Annotated in this window: 13 protein-coding genes; 7 read left to right on the forward strand and 6 right to left on the reverse strand. The window is 72.4% G+C overall.

From position 1 onward, the window contains the following. Positions 1 to 107 precede the first annotated feature (107 nt). Entirely contained in the window at positions 108 to 1,784 is a 1,677-nt protein-coding gene (locus ACIQMX_RS10590) for a protein kinase (RefSeq protein WP_402476393.1), read from the reverse strand. 451 nt (positions 1,785 to 2,235) lie between these two features. Here ACIQMX_RS10590 and ACIQMX_RS10595 point away from each other — a divergent pair, with 451 nt between their 5' ends. From ACIQMX_RS10595 to ACIQMX_RS10615, 5 genes are all read left to right on the forward strand, one after another. Then, positions 2,236 to 6,084, forward strand: coding sequence for an FHA domain-containing protein (locus tag ACIQMX_RS10595; RefSeq protein WP_402476395.1), 3,849 nt, complete (start codon positions 2,236 to 2,238; stop codon positions 6,082 to 6,084). Between the two features lie 229 nt (positions 6,085 to 6,313). After that, positions 6,314 to 7,684, forward strand: coding sequence for an ABC transporter substrate-binding protein (locus ACIQMX_RS10600; RefSeq protein ID WP_402476398.1), 1,371 nt, complete (start codon positions 6,314 to 6,316; stop codon positions 7,682 to 7,684). Between the two features lie 4 nt (positions 7,685 to 7,688). Further along, positions 7,689 to 9,113, forward strand: coding sequence for a carbohydrate ABC transporter permease (locus ACIQMX_RS10605; protein ID WP_402476401.1), 1,425 nt, complete (start codon positions 7,689 to 7,691; stop codon positions 9,111 to 9,113). Further along, a complete protein-coding gene (locus tag ACIQMX_RS10610) occupies positions 9,110 to 10,033 on the forward strand; it encodes a carbohydrate ABC transporter permease (protein WP_363068063.1) in 924 nt (307 codons plus the stop codon). The genes ACIQMX_RS10605 and ACIQMX_RS10610 overlap by 4 nt, the downstream gene beginning before the upstream one ends. 229 nt (positions 10,034 to 10,262) lie before the next feature. Further along, a complete protein-coding gene (locus ACIQMX_RS10615; protein WP_402476405.1) occupies positions 10,263 to 12,419 on the forward strand; it encodes a CDP-glycerol glycerophosphotransferase family protein in 2,157 nt (718 codons plus the stop codon). Positions 12,420 to 12,479: 60 nt separating this feature from the next. On the opposite strand, the gene ACIQMX_RS10620 is transcribed toward ACIQMX_RS10615, so the two are convergent. The 5 genes from ACIQMX_RS10620 to ACIQMX_RS10640 form a co-directional block, all read right to left on the reverse strand. After that, positions 12,480 to 12,854, reverse strand: coding sequence for a hypothetical protein (locus ACIQMX_RS10620; RefSeq protein ID WP_236064105.1), 375 nt, complete (start codon positions 12,852 to 12,854; stop codon positions 12,480 to 12,482). Between the two features lie 70 nt (positions 12,855 to 12,924). Next, positions 12,925 to 14,439, reverse strand: coding sequence for a bifunctional glycosyltransferase/class I SAM-dependent methyltransferase (locus ACIQMX_RS10625; protein WP_363068059.1), 1,515 nt, complete (start codon positions 14,437 to 14,439; stop codon positions 12,925 to 12,927). A gap of 78 nt (positions 14,440 to 14,517) precedes the next feature. Continuing rightward, positions 14,518 to 15,759, reverse strand: coding sequence for a glycosyltransferase family 39 protein (locus tag ACIQMX_RS10630; RefSeq protein WP_402476409.1), 1,242 nt, complete (start codon positions 15,757 to 15,759; stop codon positions 14,518 to 14,520). A 183-nt stretch (positions 15,760 to 15,942) separates the two neighbouring features. Further along, positions 15,943 to 19,536 carry a CDP-glycerol glycerophosphotransferase family protein gene (locus ACIQMX_RS10635; protein WP_402476528.1) on the reverse strand — a complete coding sequence of 1,198 codons (3,594 nt, stop codon included), beginning with the start codon at positions 19,534 to 19,536 and terminating at the stop codon, positions 15,943 to 15,945. Between the two features lie 169 nt (positions 19,537 to 19,705). Further along, positions 19,706 to 20,311: a TetR/AcrR family transcriptional regulator gene (locus ACIQMX_RS10640; protein WP_363068055.1), complete on the reverse strand. Its 606-nt coding sequence runs from the start codon at positions 20,309 to 20,311 to the stop codon at positions 19,706 to 19,708. 139 nt (positions 20,312 to 20,450) lie between these two features. On the opposite strand from ACIQMX_RS10640, the gene ACIQMX_RS10645 reads away from it, so the two are divergent. Continuing rightward, positions 20,451 to 21,425 (forward strand): ABC transporter permease, encoded by a 975-nt coding sequence (locus ACIQMX_RS10645; protein ID WP_402476412.1) that lies wholly within the window; start codon positions 20,451 to 20,453, stop codon positions 21,423 to 21,425. Beyond that, positions 21,418 to 22,197 (forward strand): ABC transporter ATP-binding protein, encoded by a 780-nt coding sequence (locus ACIQMX_RS10650; RefSeq protein WP_402476415.1) that lies wholly within the window; start codon positions 21,418 to 21,420, stop codon positions 22,195 to 22,197. The genes ACIQMX_RS10645 and ACIQMX_RS10650 overlap by 8 nt, the downstream gene beginning before the upstream one ends. The last annotated feature ends 91 nt before the right edge of the window (positions 22,198 to 22,288 follow it).

Below are 22,288 nucleotides of genomic sequence, written 5' to 3' on the forward strand. Positions count from 1 at the left end.
GGGGTGTTGCGTGCCCCGGATGGCGCCAACCTTCGCTTCTGCGGGCGAATTGCCACGGAATTGGTCCGCAGAAGTCGACATGACTACAGAGTCACGTCTCTGTCGCGTCAGGTTCCGCTGCCTCCGCTGTCGCCGCCCAGCTTCGAGATCCAGTCGGTGACGGTGGAGACGGCGTCGGTGACCGCGTCCCAGTAGCCCTGCCCCTGGCCGATCCAGTCCTTCAGCGGGGTGAGCTCCCAGATCAGCCAGCTCGCGACGACGAGCAGCACCAGCGTGAACAGGCAGCCCTTCAGGCAGCCGAGGCCGGGGATCTTCATCGGGTTGGCGCTGCGCTGCCTCGGCTCGCGAGGCGGGCGCCGGTCCGGCTGCTGGGGCTGCTGGGGCTGCTGAGGCGCGTACTGCTGGCGCTGCGGCTGGTACTGCTGCTGCGGCTGCGGCTGGTACTGCTGAGGCTGCGGCTGAGGCTGCTGGCGGTACTGCTGCGGCTGCTGTTGCTGCTGGGGGTACTGCTGCTGGCGCCGCTGCGGCTGCTGCTGCGGCGGTTGCTGCTGCTGGCGCTGGGGGCGGCGGCGCAGCGGGTCCTGGCTCGGGTCGAGGTACTGGACCTGCGTCTGCTCGTTGCGGTCGCGTGCGGCCTGGAGCTGGGACTGCCAGGGGTGCGGCCCGTCGGGCTGCGGTGCGCCCTCGGGGCGCGGCGGGACGGGCGGCATGACCGCGGTCGGGTCGGCGTGGCCGCCGCCCGGACCGGCGTTCTGCTGCATGACGCTGGTGGCCGCGTTGGGGTCGTAGCCGTTCGGGTCGTACGAGCCCGCGTTGCTCGGGAGCACCTGCGTGGGGTCGGCCGCTCCCGGCGTCTCCGGGACCGCGGTGGGCGCCGGGTCGGGTGCGAGCAGGGCGCCCACGCCGTCGGCGGCCGCGATCTGCGCGGAGTTCGCGTGCACGCCGATACCGGCGGCGACGGTACGCAGCGCGCGGGCGAGGTTCTCGGCGCTGGGCCTGCGGTCCGGGTCCTTGCTCAGGCAGCGCTCTATCACCGTCCACAGCGGGGCGGGGACGGTGCTGGGGCGCCGGGGTTCCTCGCTGAGGTGCCGGTGCAGGACCTCCAGCGCGGTGCCGCCGGCGAACGGCGGGCGGCCGGTGAGCAGCTCGTACAGCAGGATCCCGGCGCCGTAGATGTCGACGGCGGAGGTCTGCGGGCGGCCCTCGGCCGACTCGGGCGCCACGTAGGCCGGCGTCCCGACGAATTCATGGGTCCGGGTCAGGCCCGGGGAATCGGCGAGACGGGCGATGCCGAAGTCGGTGAGCATCGGGTGCATCTGGCCGTCGCGCTCGTCGAGCAGCACGTTGGCGGGCTTCAGGTCGCGGTGGACGACGCCGTCGGCATGGCTGGCGGCGAGCGCGTCCGCGATCTGCGCGGTGAGCAGCGAGGCGGCGACCGGGGTGAGCGGGCCGTTGTCGCGGAGGTAGCGGTGCAGGTCGGGGCCGTCGACCAGGTCCATGACGAGGGCGAGGAGATCGCCCTCCACGACCAGGTCGCGGGTGCGCACGATGTTGTCGTGCCTCAGCCGCAGCAGGACGGAGCGCTCGCGCAGGAACCGCATCACGACATCCGCGTCGTTGGCGAGCTCCTCCTTGAGGACCTTGATCGCCACGGTCTCACCGGGCTGGCCGGCGACGGCCGCCTCGGCGCCCGCGGTCTCCCGCTGGCGGGCACGCCAGACGGTGCCCGTGGCGCCGCGTCCCAGCGGCTCCTCGAGCAGGTACTTGCTGCCTACCGGCCGCACGTCATGCGCTCCCTGCTGGTCGTGGTGCTTGCGGTCCCCCGGTTCCGTCCCGAGTTCCGGCCCACTCTAGTGGGGCGGGCCGAGTGGACGGCCGGGTCGGGCAGGCTGCCGGGGAAGACGCCCGTACCGGGCCGATGGTTGCCGTACGGCAGTCCGGCGGTACGGCACGGGGCACCGGTCCGGGTCACGTCGTGTGGGGTCGGTACCCCCTGAGGAACCGGCCAAGCAGGCACTTTTGGGCGCACAGCAGACGTTTCAAGATCACTTAGCGGTGACCCCCGGGCGTGTTGTCAGTGGCAGGTGCGAGGATGCCTCCAGCACGGAACTGTGGGGGCGGGAGCCCCGCGTGACGTGACGAACCTGTACCGGACGACGCGTCCGTGCCGGGTGGGGGGAATCACAGGGCGTCTCCCCTGCCGGGCACCGCGCGCAGAAGGGACCGCTGACGGCGATGCAGATCCGGCTGACCGTCCTCGCGCCGCGCAGCGGCCAGACCCCGGCGCGCGCCTGCGACGTGCTGGTGACCGCCCCCGCGGGGACGGCGCTGGCCGCCGTGGCGTCGCATCTGGCCGCCTCCGTCTCCGGGCCCGACGGCTCGCTCGGCAGCGGTGCGGTGGTGCTGTTCGCCGGACGGGAACGGCTCGACGCACAGCGGTGCGCGCTCGGTGAGCCTCCCCTGGTCGACGGGGCGGTGCTCTCGCTCCAGGTCCCGGGCGGGGACGAGACGCCCGACGACACCGTCCCGGCCCAGCTGCACGTGATCGCGGGGCCGGACGCCGGCGGGGTCCACCTGCTGCACGGCGGGCAGATCCGGATCGGCCGCTCGGCCGACGCCGACGTCCCGCTCGACGACCCCGACGTCTCCCGGCTGCACTGCGCGGTGACGGTCTCCGCGGAGGGCCGGGTCTCCGTCGCCGATCTCGGGTCCACCAACGGCACCTCGCTGGACGGTACAGACGTCCGCGACCGCCCGGTCCGGCTGAACCCCGGCGCACTGCTCCGCCTCGGCGAATCGACGCTCCGGCTCACCTCCGGTGCGCGCACACCGGTCCTGGACACGGCGCCGGACGGCGAGGGTCATCTGCGGGTGGCCAGGGCACCGGCGGCCCCGGACCACGGCTACGGACCCGCTCACGGCGGACCGGAGGAACACGACGGGTCGGACACCGCCCCGGAGCACGAGCGCTCCTGCGGCGCCGACGGCCCGGCCCCGGCGCGGCCCCACTCCGGCTCCGGACGGACCGGCCGGATGCCGGACGCCGGGGCGCCCCGGCGCGGCATAGGCGCCTGGGCCCGCCGGCTCGCGGGCGGCAAGGCCGATCCCGTGCACGAGAGCGTGCCCGACGAGGCCGGCCCCCCGGCCCCCGCCGCGACGTTCACCGCGCTGCCCACCGCCCCCGAAGGCACCTGGCCGGATCCGGCCTCCGTCCTGCTGACCGCGCTCGGCCCGGGCCCCCGGCTGTGGGAGCGCGACATCGCGCACCCGGAGGCACTGGTGGTGCGCCTCGGCACGACCGACCGGGCCGACCTGCCCGCCGTGCCCGTGACGGTGGGACTGCGGGAGGCCGGTTCCCTCGGGCTCGCCGGGCCGCGGGAACGGCTGGCGGGCCTCGCCCGCTCCACCGTGGCCCAGCTGGCCGCGCTGCACTCCCCCGCCGATCTGGAGATCGTGCTGATCAGCACGGACCGGGCCCGCGGCGCGGACGAGCGGCGGCGCGAGTGGGCCTGGCTCGGCTGGCTCCCGCATCTGCGGCCGATGCACGGCCAGGACTGCCGGCTGCTGCTGGCGTACGACCGCGAACAGGCGGTCGCCCGGACGACGGAGCTGGTGCGCCGGCTGGACGAGGGCCCGCTCGGCCCCGGCTGGGCGAGTCTCGACCCCGGCACGGTCGCCGAGGCCGCCCGTCACTACGAGGGCCCGTTCACCGTGGTGGTCGTCGACGGCGACCCCGGTTCCGCGGTGCTGCGCGAGAACACCGCCCGGCTGGCCGCGGCGGGTGCGGCGGCGGGCATCCATCTGGTCTGTCTGGCGGAGACCCCGGCCGCCAGCCCCACGTCACCGGTCGCCGCGACGTACGAGGCGGCCTGCCACGCCTCGATCGCCTTCCGCGAGTGCGGGGCCGTGGCCATGCTCAGCGGCGATGTGGCCACGGCGCTGCGGCTGCTGCGCACCTCGGGCGGGCGGGCCGCCGGCCACGGCACGGTGGCCACGGTGGACGCGGTCTCGGCGCACTGGGCGGAGCGGTTCGCGCGGGCGCTGGCTCCGTTGCGGGCGGAGGGTTCGACGGCGTTGCCGGGCCACCGCGCGGCCGTGGCACTCCCCCCGTCGGCCCGGCTCCTGGACGAGCTGGGCCTGGCCCGCGCCACCCCGGCCTCGCTGATGGCCCGCTGGGCCTCGGCGGCGGACGAGCAGCCGGGCGCGACGGTCCGCGGCGCGGGCAGCTGGACGGGCGCCGCGGGAGCCGTGGCCGACGAGGGGCGCGGCTCGGCCCGCACCGCGCACCCGGGCAGCCCCGGCCCCCGCGTGGGCGCCCAGCGCAACGCCGCCGACCCGGCGCACCCCGCCGCCCCGCGAGGCACGGAAGACGAAGGCCACACCCCGGGCTCGGGCCGCACTCCGTACCCGGAACCGCTCGGCTCGGGCCGCACGCCGTATCCCGACAGCACCGGCTCGGGCCGCACGCCCTACCCCGGCGCCACGGGCGACCGCTCATCCGGCCGCACCCCGTACCCCGGCAGCAACGACACCCACGCGGGTGTGCCGCGCCGCACCCCGGGCCGCGGCGACGCGTACGACAGCGCGGGCTCCGGCCGCACGCCGTACCCCGGCACCGCGGACGACCGCACATCCGGCCGCACGCCGTACCCCGAACCGACCGGCTCGGGCCGTACGCCCTACCCCGGCCCGGCCGACGCCCCCCGCTCGGGCTCCGGCCGTACCCCGTACCCCGAAGGCCCCGGCTCGGGCCGCACGCCCTACCCCGACAGCACGCCTCACCCCCGCGTCGGGGCGCAGCGCTACGACGGAGGGCCCGGGGACAGGCCGAGTTCCCGCACCCTGCCGGGCTCCGACACCCGGGCCTGGGGCGGGGCCGGAGACGTACAGGGCGCGGACAGCCTGCGGAGCGCGGGGTCGGGTCGGTCCTCAAACCGGGTCAGCGGGCCGCGCCAGGGCGACGCGCCCCAGGTCGCCGCACGCGCTGCCGGATCCGGGCGCGCGCCCGCTGCCCGGTCCGCCCGGGCCTCCGTCTCCTCGGGCGTTCCCGCCGGGCGGCCCGTGGTGGTGCTCGGGGCCGGGCCCCGGGGTCCGGTGAGCGTGGATCTCTCCGAGGAGGGGCCGCACCTGCTCATCGAAGGGCCCGGCGGCAGCGGGCGTACGGAACTGCTGCGGGCGGTCGCCGCGTCGCTGGCCGCCGCCGACCGGCCCGACCGGCTCGGCGTCCTCCTGGTCGACGGGGCGGGCGGCGAGCGCGGGGAGAGCCTGCGTCCCTGCACCGAACTCCCGCACGCGTTCATGCACCTGGTGGCGTCCGATCCGGTCCGGATGCGGGAGTTCGCCCAGGCGCTGGGCGGTGAGGTGAAGCGGCGGGCCGAGCTTCTGGGCGGGCTGGACTTCACCGACTGGCACAGCCGGCACGAAGTGGCTCAGCACATGGTGGGACAGCGTCCCGCCGGCCCGTCCGAGCAGCGCGATGACGTGGAGTCCGCGATGAGCGGCACCCTGCGGCTGCGGCCCGCCTCGGCCCGGGCCGCGGACCCGGGGCCCTCCCCGCTGCCCCGGCTCGTCGTGCTGGTGGACGACTTCGACGCGCTGATCGCCCCGGCGCTGGGCAGTCCGGGCCGCCCGGCCGCGGGTTCGGTCGTCCGGGCGCTGGAGGCCGTGGCCAGGGAGGGCGGCAGGCTCGGCATCCATCTGATCGCGACGTCCGCCCGCCCGGACCGCACGGAGGACACCGAGCTGGCCCGGGGGGCGCGGCTGCGCGTCGTACTGGATCCGCCCGTCATACCGCCGTCGCCGGACGAACCCGCGCCGGGCCGCGGTCGGCTGGGCCATCCCGACGGCCGGGTCACACCGTTCCAGGGCGGCCGGGTGACCGGCCGCATCCCGCGCACGGCGACCCTGCGGCCCACCGTGGTGCCGCTGGAGTGGGAGCGGATGGGCGATCCGCCGACCCGTCGCCCGGTCCGCGAGCTGGGCAACGGGCCGACGGACCTGGCGCTGCTGGCCAGCGCGCTGGAGCGGGCGGCGCGTTCGGTGAACGCCGAACCGCTGCCGCCGCTGGCACCCACGCATCCCTGAGGGACGGCGGGCCCCCTATGGGACCCGCCGTCCCTGATCACCCGCTACCGGCACTGATCTCACGTCACGAGCCCATCACGATCAAGGAGTTGGGCCCGATGGCGGTATTGCGGCACCCCGGCGCCGGGCGTAGGACTGTGCGCACAGGACGACGTGACAAGTGAGCGACCGCCACGGGGGACCAGGCCGGCGGCGGTCCGCGCACGCGCACAGGAGAGACGGGGCAGGAATGCGCACAACAGTTCGGATTCGCAGGGCCGCCTTGGTGTTCACCGCCATCGGCGCGCTGGCCCTCACCGGCTGCGGCGACGACGGTGACGGTACGAAGGACGCCAAGGACGGGGGTGGCTCGTCCAAGGGGACCGGGAGCACGCCGAGCGTCGCCTTACCGAAACTGGACGGCGAGAAGATCTCGGTCGCAGCCGTCTGGACCGGGCCCGAGCAGGCCAACTTCGTCAAGGTCCTCAAGGAGTTCGAGAAGCGCACGGGCGCGACGGTGACGTTCGTCCCGGCGCAGGACCCGATCGTCAACTTCCTCGGTACGAAGATCGCGGGCGGCCAGCCGCCGGACGTCGCGATGATCCCGCAGGTCGGGGCCATCAAGCAGGCCGTCGAGAAGAAGTGGGCCAAGCCGGCCGGGGCCGAGGCCAAGGCCCAGCTCGCCAAGAACTACTCCCAGGTCTGGCAGGATCTCGGCGCGGTCGACGGCACCCAGTACGGCGTGTACTTCAAGGCCGCCAACAAGTCGCTGATCTGGTACAACGCCAAGGCGTTCGAGAACGCGGGCGCATCGGAGCCGAAGACCTGGAAGGACTTCCTGGCGACCGCGGAGACGGTGTCCGCCTCCGGCGTCACCCCGGTCTCGGTCGGCGGCGCGGACGGCTGGACGCTGACCGACTGGTTCGAGAACATCTACCTCTCCCAGGCGGGCCCGGAGAAGTACGACCAGCTGGCCCAGCACAAGATCAAGTGGACGGACCCGTCCGTCAAGGACGCGCTGACCTCGCTGGCCCAGCTCTTCGGCAAGCCCTCCCTGATCGCGGGCGGCGCCGACGGCGCGCTGCAGACGGAGTTCCCCGCCTCGGTGACCCAGACCTTCACCGGCGGTGACCAGCCCAAGGGCGCCATGGTCTTCGAGGGCGACTTCGTCAGCATCAACATCGCCCAGACGAAGGCCAAGATCGGTACGGACGCCAAGGTGTTCCCGTTCCCCGCGGTCGGCGCCGAGTCGCCCGTGGTGACCGGCGGCGACGCGGCGGTGGCCCTGAAGGACGGCAAGGGCGCCCAGGCCCTGCTGACCTGGCTGGCCTCCACGGACGCGGCGAAGATCTGGGCCGAGCAGGGCGGGTTCATCTCGCCGAACAAGTCCCTGGACGCCGCCGCGTACCCCAACGAGGTGCAGCGCACCATGGCGAAGGCGCTGATCGCGGCCGGTGACGCCGTCCGGTTCGACATGTCCGACCAGGCCCCGCAGTCGTTCGGCGGTACGCCCGGTAAGGGCGAGTGGAAGACCCTCCAGGACTTCCTGAAGAACCCGAAGGACATCGCGGGGACCCAGGCGAAACTGGAGTCCGACGCGGCCAAGGCGTACAAGAGCTGACGCGATGACGACAGCCGCAGCGGGGGGCGCCGACGAGGCGCTCCCCGCCGACAAGCAACCGCCCGGCGGGGCTTCGGTGCCCGCCCCCAGGAAGCCCGGGCCCGGCGGGCCGCCCCTGCGCAAGGTGCCCGGCAGCAGGAGCGTGACCGGCACCCGCAGGATCATCGCGGCGCTCTTCCTGCTGCCCGCGCTGATCCTGCTCGGCGCGCTCGTGGTGTATCCGATCGTGTACTCCGTCTACCGGTCGTTCTTCGACCAGGCGGGCACCGGATTCGCCGGCCTCGACAACTACAAGGCGCTGTTCACGGACGACACCATCCGTACGGCGGTCAAGAACAACGCGATCTGGGTGGTCTTCGCCCCGACCGTCGCCACCGCTCTCGGTCTCATCTTCGCGGTGCTGACCGAGCGCATCCGCTGGGGCACGGCGTTCAAGCTGATCGTCTTCATGCCGATGGCGATCTCGATGCTCGCAGCGGGCATCATCTTCCGGCTGGTGTACGACGCGGCACCGGAGCGCGGGGTCGCGAACGCCGTATGGGTGGGTGTGCACGACACGTTCGCCGAGTCGGCGGGCTTCCCCAAGGCGCATCCGCTGCCCGTCCATCCGCTGAAGGCGGCGGACGGCGGCTCCTTCGTGACGAAGGAGCCCGTACGGGCCGGGGAACCGGTCCAGCTGCCGCTGGTCGGCGTGCTGCCCGCGAAGATGCCCACCGACGCCAAGCCGGCCCGCGCGCCGCAGACCGGCGGGGACGGAAGGATCACCGGCACCGCGTGGCTGGACTTCACCAAGGGCGGCGGCGGCAGACCCAACGTCATCGACGCCAAGGAGCTCGGGCTCAAGGGCATCAAGGTGGAGGCCGTCAAGGACGGCAGGGTGGTCGCATCGGCCACCGCGGGCGCCGACGGCGTCTTCACCCTGCCCGCCTCCGCGGACGGGGCCGAACTCCGCCTCCCGGCCTCGAACTTCAAGGAGCCGTACAACGGGGTGGACTGGCTCGGCCCGTCGTTCGTGACGCCCGGCATCATCGGGAGTTACGTCTGGATGTGGGCGGGCTTCGCCATGGTGCTGATCGCGGCCGGCCTGGCGGGCCTGCCGCGCGAACTCCTGGAGGCGGCCCGGGTCGACGGGGCCAACGAGTGGCAGGTGTTCCGCCGGATCACCGTGCCGATGCTCGCCCCGGTCCTCGCGGTGGTGCTGGTGACGTTGATGATCAACGTCCTGAAGGTCTTCGACCTCGTCTTCATCATCGCGCCGGGCTCCTCGCAGGACGACGCGAACGTCCTGGCGCTCCAGCTCTACCGGTCCTCGTTCGGCACGGACGCGGACCTGGGGATCGGCAGCGCCATCGCCGTACTCCTGCTGCTGCTGGTGGTTCCGGTGATGCTCTTCAACATCCGGCGGATACGGAAGGAGGGGCGCCGATGACGACTCCCTCGACCACGGCCCCGCCCGCCGGGGCGGGCGACGCCCCGGGCACCTCCGCGACGAAGGCCGGGCGGTCCCTCGGCTCACGGATCGCGGCCCTGGCCGGCGGCGGTGTGATGCGGGTCGTGCTGGTCCTGGTGGCCCTGTTCTGGCTGATGCCGACCGTCGGGCTCTTCCTGTCCTCGCTGCGCGGCGCGGACCGGATCGCGGCGACCGGCTGGTGGAAGGTCTTCACCGCCCCGTCCGAGCTGACCTTCGACAACTACACACGGCTGCTGGACAATTCGACGATCACCGACTCGCTGTTCAGCACGGTCATGATCACCGTCCCGTCGACGGTCCTGGTCGTGGTGATCGGCTCGCTCGCCGGATACGCCTTCGCCTGGATGGAGTTCCCGGGCCGCGACTGGTGGTTCCTGGTGGTCGTGGGGCTGCTGGTGGTCCCGGTGCAGGTCGCCCTGATCCCGGTCTCCAAGCTCTTCGGCGCGGTCGGCATCTTCGAGACGACCTTCGGTGTGGTCATCTTCCACACGGCCTTCGGCCTGCCCTTCGCCATCTTCCTGCTGCGCAACTTCTTCGCGGAGATCCCGCGCGAACTGCTGGAGGCGGCGCGGCTCGACGGGGCGGGCGAGATCCGGCTCTTCACCCGGGTCGTGATGCCGCTGGGCGGGCCGGCGATCGCCTCGCTCGGGATCTTCCAGTTCCTCTGGGTGTGGAACGACATGCTGGTCGCGCTGATCTTCGCGGGTTCCGACTCCCCGCCGATCACGGTGGCGCTCCAGCAGCAGGTACGGCAGTTCGGCAACAACATCGACGTCCTGGCGCCCGGCGCCTTCGTGTCGATGGTGATCCCGCTCGCGGTGTTCTTCGCCTTCCAGCGCCAGTTCGTCTCCGGCGTGATGGCGGGCGCGGTCAAGTAGCCCCGCCGTACGGAACATCGCACACCGGTACGTCAACCGGGGGCACCCCTGTGTACGCCAACAGGAGTGCCCCCACCTGGCGTTTCGCGTGGCCGGCGGGGTGCGGCGTAACCCCGTCACTCCTTCGGGCGTTTACGGAGTACCCGCCTCCGCCGTCGGCGCGCGTACGCCCGTGCGGCCGCACCCCGGCCCTGCCGCTCCGCACGCCCGTGTCCGAGAAAGAGTCCGTATGCCCCGCCTGAGTGTCATCATCCCCGTCCGCCGCGCCCGGGGAAGTCTGCGCGAATGTCTGGAGTCGGTGCTCTCCCAGCCGTTCACGGACATCGAGGTGATCGGTGTCGCCGACGGCGCGCCGGACGGTTCGGGGCTGCTGCTCGACGAGTTCGCCGCCAGGGACGACCGGGTGCAGGTCATCCATCTGCCGGACGGCGCGGGTCCGCAGGGGTGCCGCAACGCCGGGGCGGAGCGGGCCGTCGGCGACTATCTGCTGTTCCTGGACGCTCACTTCGTCCTCCTGCCGGGCGCGCTGGGTGCCGTCGCCGAACGGCTCGTGGACGCCGGGGAGCCCGATCTGCTGCTGTTCGGCCACCACAAGCGGCCGTTCCGCGGACGGTCCCGGCCCAGCAGGTCGCTGGAGCGGCTGGGCGCCCTCTCCGACGGCCCGCTGGCCGCCCCCGGACAGTCCGCGCTCCTCGATATCGCCCCGGTGTCCTGGAACCGGGCGGTACGCCGCACCCTGCACGAGGGCGAGAAGCTGGCCTTCGGGCCCGGGCGGCACGGGGAGCGCGTCTACGCCCTGCAGACCGTCGCCGCCGCCGAGTCCGTGGCCGTCCTGCCCACCCCGTGCGTCGAGCACCGCCAGCAGCGTTACCTGCCGGGCCTCGGCGACGGGACGCCGGAAGCGGCGCCCGCCGAGCTCGTCGACGCGTACGCCGGGCTGATGGAGTTCCTCCGCGAGCGCCCCCGGCTGCTCTCCGTGCAGCCGCTGCTCTTCGAACGGGCCGTCCAGGAGCTGCTGGCCGACTACCCTGCCGTGACCCGTCGCCGCCGGAGGTACGTCCGCTCCGTCGCCGCCTTCCACCGCACCTACCGGCCCGCCGGGCACCGTCTCCCCGGCGGCGCACGCGGACTGCGCCCCCGGCTGATCGGCGGCGGCCGGTACGCCCTGCTCGGCGCCCTCGACACGGCCCTGACCGTGCGCCGCGGGCTGCGGGCCGCCCCGGACGCGGTGCGGGACCGGGCCAAGCGCAGCCTGAGCAGGCGCTACTACTGGTACTGGCGCAAACTCCCGCTGGACCGGGGGCTCGCCGTGTACGCCGCGTACTGGAACCGCGGGGTCAGCTGCAATCCGGAGGCCGTCTTCCGCAAGGCCCAGGAGCTGGCGCCGGGGGTGCGCGGGGTGTGGGTGGTCTCGAAGAACCAGGTGGACTCGGTGCCGGAGGGCATCGACTACGTGGTGCCCGGCACCCGTCGCTACTGGGCGACGATGGCCCGGGCCACGTACTTCTTCAACAACGTCAACTTCCCCGACCACGTGGTCAAGCGGCCCGGCCAGGTGCATGTGATGACGCACCACGGCACCCCGCTGAAGATCATGGGCCTGGACCAGCAGGACTATCCGGCGGCGGCGCAGGGGCTGAACTTCGACCGGCTGCTCAAGCGGGTCGACCGGTGGGACTGGAGCGTCTCCGCCAATCCGCACTCCACCGAGGTCTGGGCCCGCGCCTACCCGGGTGCCGCGCGGACCCTGGAGACGGGATACCCGCGCAACGACGTCCTCGCGTCGGCGACCGGGGAACAGGTCCGGGCGGTCCGCGAGCGCCTCGGCATCCGGCCCGGGCAGCGCGCCGTGCTGTACGCGCCCACCCACCGCGACTACGAGGCGGCCTTCACCAGCCGCCTGGACCTGGAACGGTTCTGCGCCTCGGTCGGCCCGGACACCGTGGTCATGGTGCGCGCGCACTACTTCTACGGGGGCGCGAAGCTGCCCGGGGGTCCGTCGGTGATCGACGTGAGCGAGCACCCCCGGATCGAGGACCTCTGCCTGGCGGCCGACGCTCTGATCACCGACTACTCGTCGGTGATGTTCGACTACGCGCACCTGAACCGCCCGATCGTGGTGCACGCCCCGGACTGGGAGACGTACCGCACGGTCCGCGGCGTCGTGTTCGACCTGCTCTCCGGCCGGCCCGGCGAGACCCCGGGTGCCGTGGCGACGACCACGGACGAACTGGCACGCGTCTTCAACGACGGCAGCTGGGACAGCCCGGAGAGCCGGGAGCTCCTGGCCGCCTTCCGGGCCCGTTTCTGCCCGTACGACGACGGCCGCGCCGCCGAGCGCGTGGTGCGCCGCGTCCTGCTGGGCGAAGAGCCCGCCACGCTCTGAATCCGTCGTGCATGAGGAAGGGCCCGCCACGGTGGTGGCGGGCCCTTCCTCATGCACGGGTCAGCGTTGCTGGCCCGCCATGACCGTGGCGAGGCCGATCACCACGAGCAGCGAACCGCCCCAGGTCCACATCGAGGTCCGCTCGTGCAGCACCGTCGCCCCGGCCCCCACGATCAGCAGATAGCCGAGGGCGTTGAACGGATAGGCGATGGACAGCGGCACCTTGGCCAGCGTCGACATCCAGGCGAGAGCGGAGACCGCGAAGACCACCAGGCCGAGGACGACCCACGGGCTGGTGGCGGCACGCAGCGCGACCGAGCCGCCGTCCCGCCCGGCGGTCGCGACGGCGCCCTTCATCCCGTGCTTGAGCATGATCTGGCCACCGGCCGACGAGAACACGGCGAACAGCAGCAGGATCAGACTGGGGAGGGTCAAGGCCTTGCTCCTGACTGCGGCGGCCCGGGACTCGGACGCCGGGGCGGGGGTGGGTTCGGGGATCGTCGGCTCAGACGCCGACCCGGTCGGCAGGGACGTACTGTCGGTTGAGGATGTCCTGTACATCGACGTGCTCTCCAGCGATGATCGTCTCGGCCGCATGCGGGGTGAGCAGTGCGACGTGCTGATAGCCGAACAGCGTCGGCCGGATCCGGGTCAGCAGCCTCGACATCCCGCCGAGCACGGCGGCGAGCGGCCCGCGTCCCAGGAGCGACCAGAACGGCGCCCCGGTCGAGGCGATGTCCAGGACGTCGTAGCCCGCGGCGCGCACGGTGCGGCGCAGGCTGGCCCGGGTGAAGAAGCGCAGATGCGTTTCGTCGAGGATGCCGCGGCGGTCGTAGTCGAAGACCCCGAGCGCGACCCGCAGCCGTGAGTACCAGTGGCTGAAGTTCGGCACGGAGAGCAGTACCTCGCCGCCGGGCCGCAACACGGAGGCGACCTCCTCGAGCACCCGCTCGGGCCGGGAGAGGTGCTCGATGACGTCCCCGGCCACGACGTAGTCGAAGCCGGTACCGATCTCGGCCGGCAGCCCCTCCTCCAGGTTGGCGAGATGGAAGTGGGTGCACTTCTCCCGCACACCGGGCACCTCGACGTAGTCCACGCCGGTCACCTCGTGGCCGAGGGATTCGAGACGCTGCGCGAACAGCCCGCCGGAACAGCCGAGGTCCAGGACCCGGCCGGGGGGCAGCTTCCGCATCTTCTCCAGGATGACCGCGTGGGAGGAGCCGTCGCCCTCCTTGAAGGCGTACTCCACGGGCTTGGGAATCCAGGCGCAGGTACCGAACCCCTTGACCGCCAGCCGGTATTCGAGGACGTCCTTGACGACGTCCTTCGCATACTTCATTCCGTTGACGTAGCAGATCTCGTCGCCGTAGTACGTGGGGACCGGGATCTCCTTGATCCGCATTCCCGCGTTCAGCAGCTGGACAATGATCTGGGTGTCGAAGTCGAACGCGTCCGTGTTCCGGTCGATGGGCAGCTTCCTCAGCGCCTCGACGCTGTAGGCGCGGTAACCGGAGTGGAATTCGGTGAGCTCCGATCCGAGCAGTCCGTTCTCCAGCCGGGTGAGAATGCGGTTGCCCAGCCACTTGTACATCGGCATTCCGCCCTTGAGGGCACTGCCGGATTTCATCATCCGTGATCCGAAAACGGCTTCGCATTCGCCGCTTTCGATCGGCGCGACCATTTCGGGGAGCAGTTCAGGGGCGTACTGACCGTCGCCGTGCAGCAGCACGATGATGTCGAGGCCGTGCGCGGCGGCCAGCGCGTACCCGGCTTTCTGGTTGCCGCCGTATCCGAGGTTCTTGGTGTGCCGCATCACCACGGTCCGCGGCATTCCCTCGGCCTGCGACCACCGGCAGCCGGCGGTGAAGGTCGCGTCATGACTCGCGTCGTCGAGAATGAGAATCTCGTCGACCCGGGACCGGAAATCCTCCGGAATCCGGTCGAGGGTCTTCTCCAGCGTGGTCTCCGCGTTGTACGCGACCACCAGGATGCCGATCCTGGGGCTCGGGCTTTCCTTCACGGGGCGTTCTCCAGTTGCGCTCGGTACTGGTGGCTGGGTCGGGGAGGGGTGGAGGCGGGTGCCGCCGCGGATTCACGTTCAGGTGACGGCGGACCCGGAGGGCCGGGAGGTACGGGGGGTGGCGAGCTGCGCCCGCCCGGTGCGGCCGGGCGGGTCCCCGCCGGGCCGTGTGGCGAGGAGGCGGTGGACGCCGGTGGCCAGCCCGGCCGCGAGGACGACCCAGCCGGCGGCGCCCAGGTACAGCACCGGCTCGCTCCAGCTCACGGCGGAGCGCCCGCTGTAGCCGAGGACGGCGGTCAGTCCGAGCACGGCGTTGTACGCGAGCCCCTCCCAGGCGCCGAGCACGAACATTGCGGCCGCCGCCCAGGTCAGGTACTGCAGACCGGAGGCGGTGGACAGCAGGAGCAGCAGGCCGAGCGTGGCGGCGACGACGCCCGGCAGCTGTGCGGGCCGCAGCCACGCGAGCCTGGCCCCGGCGGCCACGCACAGCAGGACGAAGAGGAAGTGGCCGCCGTCCTGCATGAAGGTGATGACGGACTCCGGGAGGCCGGACACGTCGGCGAAGCGGACCAGCCCCCAGAGGCGGTAGCTGCCGCCCGCGTACTCCAGCACGTTCCGCCGGAGATCCTGCGGCACGGTTGCCAGGGCCGGGCCCCACACGATCGCGAAGGCGGCGGCGAATCCGGCGGCGAAGCGGACCAGGACCGGGCGCCCGCCCCGCAGCGCGGCGATCAGCAGCGCCGGGACCACCACGATCGGGATGAACTTGACGCTGATCGAGAGCACCGCGGCCACTCCCGCGGCGAGCGGGGACTTCCGGTCGGCCAGCAGATGGGCGGCCGCCAGGGCGAACATGACGGCGACCGCGTCGGTGTTGCCGTGGTAGCCGGAGGTCGCGATCAGCACCGGGCTGACGGCCACACCGGCCCCGCACAGCACCGCGGTACGGAGCGTGGCGCGTCGGCGGACGATTTCGAACACGAGCAGGGCGCAGAGGAAATCGGCGAGCGAGGCGGGCCACCGGATCAACGTGGCGAACGAAATGCCGAATTCCGAAAGACCGTTCAGTCCGAGCAGCATCCAGCCGGCCAGCGGCGGGTGGTTGTAGACGGGCAGTCCGGGCAGCTGCTGCTCATAGATTCGAATGGGTCCGTGTGCGGCGACGGCCCGGGCGAATCCCTGGAAGAAGCGCACATCGGCGGGTCCGGGCACATTCGCCGCGATGAGCGTGCGAGTGAGAAGACCGGCCGCCGCGGCAACAAGCACCACGGCTCTGGCCCGACGCACATCCCAGGTTTCGCACCACATTCGGATACCCATGAAAACAGAACGTAGCAACCCGAAGTCACGATGCGACGCACCGATGAGCATACTTATCCGGCCCGCATCTCGATTTCCCTGCACATCTGTGCAAACGCCACTTTCTCGGAATCACTCGAACGGTTCACGCAGTTTGGACAGCCCGTGCGTCAATTCCTGTTCACCACCACGCCGCTCCGCACTTCACCGCGCATCCGTCCCGCCCGGAGCGGTGCGGCACGGGGAGACGGACTCCAGCATCCGGTCGGCCACCCGCGCGGCCGCCCGGCCGTCGTCGAGGTCGCAGAAGTCCCGCCGGAAGGCCTCGTACGCCCCCGCGTGTCCCGCGGTCGACCGGACCGGGTCGCGCAGGGCCTCGACGAGATCCGCGGACTCCGGGATCAGCGGGCCGGGTGCCCTCGATTCGAAGTCGAAGGCGAATCCGCGCAGCGTGTCGCGGTAGTGGTCGAGGTCGTAGGTGTGGAAGAGCATCGGGCGGCCGGTCTGCGCGAAGTCGAACATCATCGAGGAGTAGTCGGTCACCAGCGCGTCGCTGATCAGCATCAGCTCGCCGGCCTCCGGGTAGCGCGAGACGTCGCGGACGAATCCGGTCCCGCTGTCCGGGAGCCGGTCGGTGACCAGGTAGTGACGGCGCACCAGCAGGACGGTGTCCGCGCCCAGTTCCCGCTCGGCGGCGGCGAGGTCGAGGCGCAGGTCCATGGTGTACCGGCCACCGTTCTTCGGCCGGTCCTCGCGCCAGGTCGGTGCGTAGAGCACGACCCGTTTGCCGTCGGGGATCTGGAGGGTCTCCCGTACCGCGGCGGCGACCTTGGTCCGGTCCGGGGCGTGGAAGAGGTCGTTGCGCGGGTAGCCGCACTCCAGGACCTCGCCCTCGAAGCCGAAGGAGCGGCGCAGCACGGGCGTCGCGTACGTGTTCGGCGAGACCAGGAAGCTCCACTGCCGGGCACGCTGTTCGAGGGTGGCGATGTAGGCGCGGTTCGCCTGGGCGGTTCCGGCGAGGTCCAGGCCGATGCGCTTGAGCGGGGTTCCGTGCCAGGTCTGGACGACGGTCTGGCCCTCGCGCCGTTCGAACCACTCGGGCAGCTGGGTGTTGGTGACGATGTGCCGGCTGCGGGCCAGTGCCTCGTGCCAGGCGGCCGAGCCGTGCTCCACGGCGGTGGCCCCGGCCGGGATGCGCGCCTGGCCGTCGCGCACGACCCACAGATGCTTCGCACCGGTACCCCGCCGGGACAGCTCCTCGTGGACGGCTCGCGGTGAGTCCGAGTACTGCCTGCCGTCGAAGCTGCTGAACAGCACGGTGTCGCGCAGCGCCGCGGTGCGCTGCGCGATGTAGGCCGTGCCGAGCAGCCGCCGGGCGCGGGGGCCTCGCTCCGCCGGGGCGAGCGGGGGCGCGCAGCTCAGGAGGAGCTGGTCGTGGAAGCGCCGCTCGATGACGTACGCGCGGCCTGCCAGGGTGCGGGCCGCCGGCAGGGTGTGGTGGACGGCGGCCGGGAGGCGCAGGGCGGTGTCACGGGTCTCGTCGGCGGAGCCCTTCTCGCGGAGGAAGAAGTACCAGTTGCCCTCCCCCAGCGGCAGTTCGCCGCCCCCGCACGTCGCGACGGCGTCCGGCCGCAGTTCGGCCGTGAACCGCCGCTCGTCCTGCGGACCGGTGAACGCGACGGGGAAGACCGCCTCCTCGTGATGACCGCTGTGCCGGGCCACCAGCTCGGCCGGGCGTCCGGGGTCGTCCGGGAAGGTGCCTTCCAGGAGCAGCTTCCCGTCCTGCGTCCAGGCGGCCAGTTCCACGGCGGGCTGGACGGGGCGGTCGCTGATCAGCAGATTGCCGCGCGCGCTCGCGGTGAGGCCCAGTTCGCGGGGCTCGTCGCCGGCCGGCGCGAGGGGGTAGCGGCCCGGCGGGACGGGCCCCGGCACGTCGAGGGGGGTGCGGCTGCCGCGGGGGCCGACGAGATGGACGCTGTACGGGATGCCCGACCGCGCCTGCGTGGCCGCGGGCCGGGCGTCCAGGAGCGCGGCGAGCGGGATCTCGGCCGTGAAGCGACGCCATCCCGTCGCCGAGGGTGTGGTGTCACCCTGCACCGTCACGGGGCACTCGAAGGCGGTGCCGGAGGAGCGGTGGGTGAGGCTCAGTCTCAGGTCCTGTACGCCGAGCCGGTCGCGGAGCATGCCGTCGACGACGACGGCGGCCGTGCCGTCGGCCTGCTCACCCGCGCGGTGGGTCTCGAAGCGTGCGTCGATCCGCTCGGCGTGCACGACCAGCCGGTCGCCGTCGAGCACCGGGACGATCCGGTGGTCCCCGTCCGGCCGGTGCACGGGCGGCGCCACGGGGGTCTCGGCGGTGCTGGGCGCGGAGCGGCGCAGCAGCCCGTTCCGTGCGACGCCGAGCTCCAGGCGCCAGGTGACCTGGCCGGCCGGGCCGTCCACGGGGATGCGGAGCCGGGCGGGGTCGAGCACCGCCTCGAAGCCCGACCGGTCGTAGTCGTGGAGGCTCTGCCGGGAGCGTGCGGTGGCCTCCGGCTCGGCGGTCCTGCGCAGCCGGAGCGGGATCACCTGCCGCCCGCCCGCCCGGAACCATCCGGCCCGGAATTCGGAGGCGCCCGAGCCGGCGGGCAGGTTGCGGATGTACGCGTACCCCTTCAGGCGCAGCTTGCCGTCCTGCCAGCCGGCCTCCCGCAGCCGGGCGATCAGCGGCAGATCGCGCTCGCCGACACGCAGCACCCGGCCCGGCACCGGCCGGGTCAGCGGCGGGTAGGCGGCCTTCCGGCGGCGGAGCCCGCGTACGGCGAAGGCGCCGGGCTCGCGCTTGTCGAAGGCGAGCAGGGCCAGCAGTTCCTCGGTGCGACGCTCGCGTACCAGGTGCCACATCAGCCGCAGCCGCAACGGGAGCCCGTCGAGCACCGCAGGTTCGACCTGGTCGATGAAGGCGTTGGTGTGCGTCAGGAAGGCGTCGCGGTACGCGTCGTCGCCGTCGGGCAGGACCTCCATGAAGTACCAGAGGTCGTTGGCCAGCGCGTGTGCCTCGTAGTGGCTCTTGTCGGCGGCCGTGCGGTTCTCCTCCAGGAAGGCGCAGACGCCCTGCACGTGTGCGACCCGGTCGCGGATGCCGCGCACGACGGCCCGGCCGGCGGTGATCGAGCCGGGGCGGTCGCGCCAGTGGTAGACGGGGTCCTTCAGGATGTCGACGGAGCCGGCCAGGAAGTGCGCGGGCAGCACGACCGGGATGTCCTCGTACAGCGCGCCGACGGGGAAGGCGAAGTCGTGCTCGTCCCAGAACGAGCGGCGGAAGACCTTGTTGCAGGCGATCCGGTCACCGGCGAGTTCCCGGTCGCGGGAGATGTGGGTGCGCAGCCGCGTGGTCGCCATGGGCGCCCGGAACATCGGCGACTGCTGGAGCCTGCCGTCGGCCCGCAGCCGCAGCACGTTGCCGGACGCGAGGTCCGAGCCCGTCTCCTCCAGGGCGCCGACCAGCAGCTCGTACGCCCGCGGCGGGACGATGTCGTCGCTGTCGGCGAAGGCCAGGTACCGGCTCTCCGGATCACAGTTGCGGACGCCGGTGTTGCGGGCGTGCCCCAGCCCGCCGTTCTCCTGGCTCACCAGCCGGAAACGGTCGTCCTGTGCCGCGAACCCGGCGGCCAGGGCCGCGCTGCCGTCGGTGGACCCGTCGTCGACCATCACCACTTCGAGGTCGGTGACGGTCTGCTCGGCGAGCGACTTCAGGCAGTCCGTGAGGAAGGGTTCCACGTTGTAGACGGGGACAACGACGCTGAGCCGTGGCGGCATGGTGAACACGTCCGTTCATCGGGGTCCTGGCTATCCGTATGGCTCAACCCCGTGAACGGCCGGGGGTCACCGGTTACGGTCCCCAAAGAGTGAGGGCGCGGTCATGCGTGCTGACGTCGCGCACCGCCGCCGCGCGCCCAAGCCGTCCGCCGCCCCGTCCCCGTCCCCGTCAGCGGGTGAGGGCGGCCACGGCCGAGGCGGCCAGGTCGTCCAGGTAACCCGCGGGCAGCTCGCCCCTGACGACGGCGAGCCGCCAGTAGAGGGGCCCGACGATCAGGTCCAGGGCACGGTCCGGGTCGCAGTCCTTCGGCAGTTCCCCGCGTGCGACGGCGTCCCGTACGACCACGGCGGCGATGCCCTGCTGCGGGTCGAGCAGAGCGGCCTTGATGGTGTCGGAGATCTCCGGGTTGCGGGCCGCCTCGACCAGCAGGTCCGGGATGACCTGGGAGGCGAGCGGGTGGCGCAGGGCGTAGGCGGCCAGTTCGAGCACGGCACGGACGTCCCCGTACAGCGAGCCGGTGGCCGGGGCCGGCATGCCCTGCACGGCGACGGCCGACACCAGGTCCAGGACCAGGTGCAGCTTGGACTTCCAGCGGCGGTAGACCGCGGTCTTGCCGACGCCGGCCCGGCGCGCGATGCCCTCGATGGACATCCGGGCGAAGCCGACCGCGGCCAGCTCCTCGAAGACCGCGGTGCGGATCGCATCGGTCACGTCCTCGCGCAGCACGGCGGCTCCGGCGGGGGCACGGCGGCGGCTTCCCGGGTCGGTGGTCATGGCCGAATCATAGTGCGTGACGACGAAACGGTTGCGTAGCGACGTCCCGGCGTCCTACCCTCGGCGTTGCGACGATACGGTCCCGTCCCGTCGCGCTCGACTGCTTCCCGCCCCTTCCCGCCTTCCCTCGAAAGCGATCGTGGTGAGCCAGACAACAGCCCCGGCCTCGGCGCAAGCCCCGCCGACCGCCTCCCCGCCCGTTCCCACGCCCGCCCAGGCGCCCGTTCACGCGCCCGTGCACGCGCCGGGCGAACTGGCCGCCCTCGCCGCCCGCCACGGACTGACCGTGAGCGGAGCCCGCCCGGCCCTGCCGGTGTACGTCCGGCAGCTGTGGGGGCGGCGGCACTTCATCACGGCGTTCGCCACCGCCAAGCTCACCGCCCAGTACAGCCAGGCGAAGCTCGGCCAGATCTGGCAGCTCATGACGCCGCTGCTGAACGCGGCCGTCTACTACTTCATCTTCGGCGTCCTGATGAAGACGAAGCAGGGCGTCAGCGACTTCGTCCCGTTCCTGGTCACCGGCGTCTTCATCTGGACCTTCACCAGCAGCTCGATCACCGCCGGCACCCGTGCCGTCAGCGGCAACATCGGCCTCGTACGCGCCCTGCACTTCCCCCGGGCCTCGCTGCCGATCGCGCTGGCCCTGCAACAGCTCCAGCAGCTGCTGTTCTCACTGGGCGCGCTGGTACTGATCCTGCTGGCCGTCGGCCAGTACCCGCAGCCGGCCTGGCTGCTGGCGGTACCGGCTCTGACCCTGCAGGCGGTGTTCAACACCGGTGTCTCGATGGTCTTCGCCCGGCTGGCGGCCCGGACCCCGGACATCTCCCAGCTGATGCCCTTCATCCTGCGCACCTGGATGTACGCCTCGGGCGTCATGTGGAGCCTCGACGCGAGCCTGGCGGGCGACCGGGTCCCGTACCTGGCCAAGCTGGCGCTGGAGATCAATCCGGCCGCCGTCTACATCGACCTGATGCGCTTCGCCCTCATCGACAGCTTCCACGCCGCCCAGCTCCCGCCGCATGTCTGGGCCGTCGCCACCGGCTGGGCGCTGGTCTGCGGCGTGGGCGGGTTCCTCTACTTCTGGCAGGCCGAGGAGAGTTACGGACGTGGCTGAGCACACGCAATCCGCGGTACCGACGGTCGTCGTCGACGACGTCCACATCACGTACAAGGTCAACGGTGCCCGCACCGGCAAGGGCAGCGCCACGTCGGCCCTGAGCCGGATCGTCTCGCGCCGGCAGACCCCCGGGGTGCGCGAGGTGCACGCCGTGAAGGGGGTCAGCTTCGCCGCGTACAAGGGAGAGGCGATCGGTCTTATCGGTTCGAACGGCTCGGGGAAATCGACCCTGCTCAAGGCGATCGCCGGACTGCTGCCCGCGACGAAGGGCCGCGTCCACACCCAGGGCCAGCCCTCGCTGCTCGGGGTGAACGCGGCGCTGATGAGCGACCTGACCGGCGAGCGCAACGTCGTGCTCGGCGGGCTCGCGATGGGCATGAGCCGCGAGGAGATCCGCGAACGCTACGCCGGCATCGTCGACTTCTCCGGCATCAACGAGAAGGGCGACTTCATCACCCTGCCGATGCGCACGTACTCCTCCGGCATGGGCGCCCGGCTGCGTTTCTCCATCGCGGCCGCCAAGGACCACGACGTCCTCCTGATCGACGAGGCGCTCTCCACGGGTGACGCCCGTTTCCAGCGGCGCAGCAAGGACCGGATCGTCGAACTGCGCCGGCAGGCCGGCACGGTGTTCCTGGTCAGCCACCACAACAAGTCGATCACCGAGACCTGCGACCGGGCGATCTGGCTGGAGGCGGGCACTCTGCGGATGGACGGCCCGGCCAAGGAGGTCGTCGCAGCGTACGAGCAGTTCACCGGCAAGAAGTAACCCGGCGCCCCAGCACAATCCGGCCCGCGCCCGGCCTTCCGGGTCCGAGGTCTGCCTTCCGAACCCGCGGTTAACATTTCGAGCCCGCGGT

It is taken from the genome of Streptomyces sp. NPDC091416 (genome assembly GCF_044756845.1).
Taxonomy (GTDB): domain Bacteria; phylum Actinomycetota; class Actinomycetes; order Streptomycetales; family Streptomycetaceae; genus Streptomyces.